5 protein-coding genes are annotated in these 4994 nt (G+C 65.4%); 2 read left to right on the top strand and 3 right to left on the bottom strand.

Features of this window, described 5'->3' with window-relative positions; genetic code table 11:
* Positions 1-223: 223 nt before the first annotated feature.
* Positions 224-1372 carry a DUF3095 domain-containing protein gene (locus tag BraRD5C2_RS34185; protein ID WP_223975884.1) on the top strand — a complete coding sequence of 383 codons (1149 nt, stop codon included), beginning with the start codon at positions 224-226 and terminating at the stop codon, positions 1370-1372.
* A 72-nt stretch (positions 1373-1444) separates the two neighbouring features.
* Here the strand turns inward: BraRD5C2_RS34185 and BraRD5C2_RS34190 are convergent, their stop codons facing one another.
* The 3 genes from BraRD5C2_RS34190 to BraRD5C2_RS34200 form a co-directional block, all read right to left on the bottom strand.
* The gene (locus BraRD5C2_RS34190) at positions 1445-1888 is read right to left on the bottom strand and encodes a DUF2147 domain-containing protein (protein WP_223975887.1); all 444 of its coding nucleotides are present in this window, start codon (positions 1886-1888) and stop codon (positions 1445-1447) included.
* Positions 1889-2081: 193 nt separating this feature from the next.
* The gene (locus BraRD5C2_RS34195; protein WP_223975890.1) at positions 2082-3467 is read right to left on the bottom strand and encodes an MATE family efflux transporter; all 1386 of its coding nucleotides are present in this window, start codon (positions 3465-3467) and stop codon (positions 2082-2084) included.
* A 134-nt stretch (positions 3468-3601) separates the two neighbouring features.
* A complete protein-coding gene (locus BraRD5C2_RS34200) occupies positions 3602-4132 on the bottom strand; it encodes a GNAT family N-acetyltransferase (protein ID WP_223975893.1) in 531 nt (176 codons plus the stop codon).
* Positions 4133-4273: 141 nt separating this feature from the next.
* Between BraRD5C2_RS34200 and BraRD5C2_RS34205 the strand changes: the two genes are divergently transcribed.
* Positions 4274-4873: a superoxide dismutase gene (locus BraRD5C2_RS34205; protein WP_021078629.1), complete on the top strand. Its 600-nt coding sequence runs from the start codon at positions 4274-4276 to the stop codon at positions 4871-4873.
* The last annotated feature ends 121 nt before the right edge of the window (positions 4874-4994 follow it).

A 4994-nucleotide genomic window follows, 5' to 3' on the forward strand; every position in this document is an offset into this window, starting at 1 on the left:
TGGCAACCCGCTTGACGAAGAACACAGTCGCTGAGGAGCCGCGTAGCGGCGTCTCGAAGGATCGACGGCCCGGCTGGTGGCCGTCGACCCTTCGAGACGCGCGCCAAGGCGCGCTCCTCAGGGTGACGGTGACAGAGGGCGGGCTCCGAGGGAAAACCCGATCCCAATCCGCTGCGTATCTGCTAGAGAGTTTCGTAACAGGCAGAAACAACACGGCGTCGCAATGGCTGGCGGCAGCGAGATCTTCTACGGCAGCATTCCGGTGTTTCGCGGCTTCGCGCGCCTGATGGATCCGGCGCTTTATGCGCCGTTGCCCGATGACTGGACGGTCGGCGTCGCCGATATCGTGGAGTCGACCAAGGCGATCGCGGCGCAGCGCTACAAGGCGGTCAACATGGCGGGTGCCGCGGTGGTCGCCTCGGTCACCAATGCGCTCGATGGCCGCGAATTTCCGTTCGTGTTCGGCGGCGACGGCGCGAGCTTCGCGGTCGCGCCCGCCGATCTCGACAAAGCGCGCGAGGCGCTGGCCGCGACCGCGCGCTGGGTGCGCGATGATCTCGATCTGGTGCTGCGGGTGGCGCTGGTACCGATGTCGGCGATCCGCGCCGCGGGGGCCGACGTGCGCGTCGCGCGCTTCGGGCCGTCGGCCAATCTGTCCTATGCGATGTTCTCCGGCGGAGGTCTTGCATTCGCCGATGCCGCGATGAAGCGCGGCGAGTTTGCGGTCGATCCGGCACCTGAGGGCACGCAGCCCGATCTGTCCGGCCTGTCCTGCCGTTTCGAGGTGATGCCCTCAGTGCGTGGCGTCATCCTCTCAGTGCTGGTGCTGCCGGCGAAGGACGCCGATCCCGCGTCCTTCCGCAAGGTGATCGAAGACCTCGTGGTGCGGATCGAGAAAAGCCCCGACGCCGGGAGGCCGGTCCCGCCAGGCGGCCCGCCGCTGCGCTGGCCGCCGCAGGGGATGGAATACGAGGCGCGTGCGCGGCGTGGCGGCTCGCTCGCGCTGCGCCGTGCCACGGTGCTCGCGTTCACGCTGTGGGCCTATACGTTGATGCGGTTCAATATCCCGGTCGGCAAGTTCGTACCGAAGAACTATGTGCGGCAACTCGTGGAGAATTCCGACTTCCGCAAGTTCGACGACGGCTTGCGCATGATCCTGGATTGCACGCCGGAGCTCGCCGCCGAGCTCGATCAGCGCCTGGTCGCCGCCGCCGCACAGGGCATCGTGCGCTACGGCCTGCACGAGCAGGATGCCGCGATGATGACCTGCTTCACGCCGTCGGTGATGCGCGCCGACCACGTCCACTTCATCGACGGCGCCCGCGGCGGCTACGCCTCCGCCGCCACCGTGCTGAAGACACGCGCGGGGTGAGTTGTTGCAATATCGGGATTCTGCTCTCTCCCCCGCAAGCGGGAGAGGTGAAGGAAAAATCCCGCCTCGCGTTTACCGCCCCACTCGCGTCCAGGTCTCGCCGCCGCAGAGCGCGCCGACGCAGCCCTCGACGCGCAGCGTGCTCTCGCCGGTGACCGAGATGCTGCTGGCATAGGTGCCGCCATCGTCGGCATTGTAGATCTGGCCCGACCATTTGCCCACGGCAGCCGGCTGCATGCCGGAGAACAGCGGCAGCCCGATGATCGGCCGGTTGGCGAGCGACGGATTGGGATTCTTGTTGTCGACCTGCGGCTTGCCGGTCATCGGATCGATCGGGTCGCGCAGACTGACCACCACGCCGCAGATGCCGCCACCGCATTTGCTGACCTTGACGCGGGCATCGCCGGCCTGGGTCTGCCAGACGCCGAAGGGCTCAGGCGCGCCCTGCGCATGCGCGGCAGGCACAGCAAGTGCCGTCGCGATGATTGCGATCACGAATCCGAATTTGCAGGCCATGACGTATTCCCCAAGAGGTCGCCTGCATAACAAGTCGAAAGATTTCTGCAATGTAATAATTGCGCGATCAGGCGGGCGCGATCTGAAAAATTTTCTAGCTTTTTTGCGAGGCCGCCATGCTCCGGCAAGGCTCGGAAGGGTGGCGGTGCCTTGTCGCGACCGAAAGCGCAACGTAAGCCCCGGCCCTCCGGGTCTATCCCCAACGGGTCAGCTTGATCGACACGATGGTGGCGAGGCCGAACGCCACCATCGCAACCCCGACCAGCGCAAACAGCGTCCACGCCGGGGCGCTCGCGGCAGCGAGCCACCAGCCGCCGATGCCGACCAGCAGCAGGCGGATGGTCCCGGCCAGCACCGGCCCGCCGACCTTGGCCGCGCCTTGCGAGGAAAAATACAGGCACACGCCGACGCCGAAGAAGCCGAATCCCGGACCGGCCAGTGCGAAATAGGACGAGGCCGCGGCGGTCACGCCGGGATCGGTGGTGAACAGCGCAATCCACAGCGTCGGCTTGAGCGCGACCACGAGTCCGACCAGCCCGACGACAAGTCCGGCGACGGTGCCGGCGGTCCACGCCACCTTGCGGGCCCGCGTGACGAGGCCGGCGCCGATTGCCATTCCGACCATCGGCACCGAGGCGACGCCGACCGCGAATGCGATCGGGATCAGCAGGAATTCCAGCCGCGAGCCCATGCCGTATCCGGCCAAGGTTTCGGTGCCGAAGCCCGCCAAAATCTTGGTGAAGATCAGGATGGTCAGCACGCTCTGCAGCGGCGACAGGCAGGAGATCGCACCCACTTTCAGGATGTCGAGGAACATCGCGCGCTGAAAGCTGAAGGCGGCGAAGTCGAGCTTCAGCCGGCTGCGGCCAGAGGCGAGATACCAGGCGAGGAAGATCGCACCACACGTGAAGGCGGTGAGCTGGCCTGCGGCGACGCCGCGCATGCCGAGGCTCGGCATGCCGAATAGCCCGAGACCGAACACGCCGCCGACCGCGATCTGGATCATCGACACGGTGATCAGCGTCATCGATGGGACGCGCATGTCGCCGGTGCCGCGCACGACGGAGGCGAGCGTGTTGACCAGCCAGATCGAGATCGCGCCGGAGAACAGCACCTGCGAGTAATGCATCGATTGTTCGAGCACGCCGCCGCGTCCGCCGAGCAGCGCATAGAAGTCGCGGCCGAAGCCCAGCATCATCACGGTGAAGAACAATCCGGCGCACCCACCGATGATCGCCGCATGCAGCGCCAGGTCGGCGGCGCGGTCGCGATCGCCGGCGCCGAGCGCGCGGCTGATCGCCGACGAGACGCCGCCGCCCATCGCGCCGGCCGACATCATCTGCGTCAGCATCGCGAACGGAAACACCAGCGCGATGCCGGCTAGCGGCTCGGTGCCGAGCCGGCCGATATAGGACGTCTCGGCGACTGCGACGAGCGTCGAACCGAACATCGCGATCGTGTTGGGGACGGCGAGCTTGAGCAGTGTCGGCAGGATCGGCGCCGTCAGCAGATGATCGACCGGTACCGCAGGCGTGGCCGCGGCGGGGTTGATGTCGTCGATCGAGGCATCGATGGTCATGCGTCGGCGGCTCACTTCGGAGGCGGGAGGGCGCACTGCAATTCGACGCCAGTGAACCAGGCTCGCAATCAATAAATGATGATCGACATGTTACGTGTTCGAGCCGATGCTCGCCACCCGCGCTCGCGCAGGGGTCACCACGGCAGGCCGCATAGGTCGATCTTGCCCTGGCGCGGCGCGCGGACGATGTCGTTGACGAACGGCGCCATCGCCTCGAAGCGAATCTGCCCGGAAGGCTGTTCACAGGTGACTTCGCCGGTGAAAGGATGCCAGCCGCGGGCCTGGTAGAATGCGAAATTGTGCGGCTCGCAGAATAAGATTGCAAACTTCACCGCGTCATTGGCACGAATGGTGTGCACGGCGGCATCCAACGCGAGCGACGCATAGCCGCGGTGCCGGCAGTCCTCGCGGGTCGCAACCCCGCCAATGCCGCCGACATGCACCTTGTGGCCATTCCAGGTGATGGTCCGGAAGTAGATACCGACGTGGCAGGCGAGCCCGCCGTCGTCAGGCGCATCGAGAAACACGCGCAAATCCGCGTGAGCCCATTTGATGTCCGCCCACTGCTTGTTCTCCATGATATCCGGGCTCCAGACCGCCCGGAGCAGTGGCTCGGCGCGCCGCCACGACGCATCTCCGTTGAGAATGTCGATTTCGATGCTCATCGTCTCAGGTCCTGGGTCTTGGTCCTCGGCTGCGCCGATCTGTCATACACGATCCGAAAATGCGGTGTTTCTCCGCCGTGGAACCTTCTATAAGGGGGACCCGTTAAGTGTAGTCTCCCACCCTCTGTTGGACATTACCCCATGACCTTCACGCTACCCGATCTGCCCTACGCCCACGACGCCCTTGCGCCCTACATGTCCAAGGAAACGCTGGAGTTTCACCACGACAAGCATCACCAGGCCTACGTCACCAACGGCAACAACGCGATCAAGGGGACCGAATTCGAAGGCAAGTCCCTCGAGGAGATCGTGAAGGGCTCGTTCGGCAAGAACGCGGCCGTCTTCAACAATGCCGGTCAGCACTACAACCACATCCACTTCTGGAAGTGGATGAAGCCGAATGGCGGCGGCAGCAAGCTGCCCGGCCGGTTGGAGAAGAAGATCAACGAGGATCTCGGCGGCTTCGAGAAGTTCAAGACCGACTTCGCCGCCGCCGGCGTCGGCCAGTTCGGCTCCGGCTGGGCCTGGCTGCAGGTCAAGGGCGGCAAGCTCGAGATCGCGAAGACCCCGAACGGCGAGAACCCGCTGGTCCATGGCGCGGTGCCGATCCTCGGCGTCGACGTCTGGGAGCACTCCTACTACATCGACTACCGCAACCGCCGTCCGGACTATCTGAAGGCGTTCGTCGACAGCCTCGTCAACTGGGACTACGTCGACGAGCTGTTCGGCAAGGCCGGCTGAGCGCATATCGCAATTCGGCTCGACCCTCTTACCCTCCCCTGGAGGGGGAGGGTCGACGCGAATGAAATGAGCGGCGGGGGGGGGGGGCGGGCTATCCACGCGCGACACTGTCCGTGTTGAT

The sequence above is a fragment of the Bradyrhizobium sp. RD5-C2 genome (assembly GCF_019972155.1).
GTDB lineage: Bacteria > Pseudomonadota > Alphaproteobacteria > Rhizobiales > Xanthobacteraceae > Bradyrhizobium.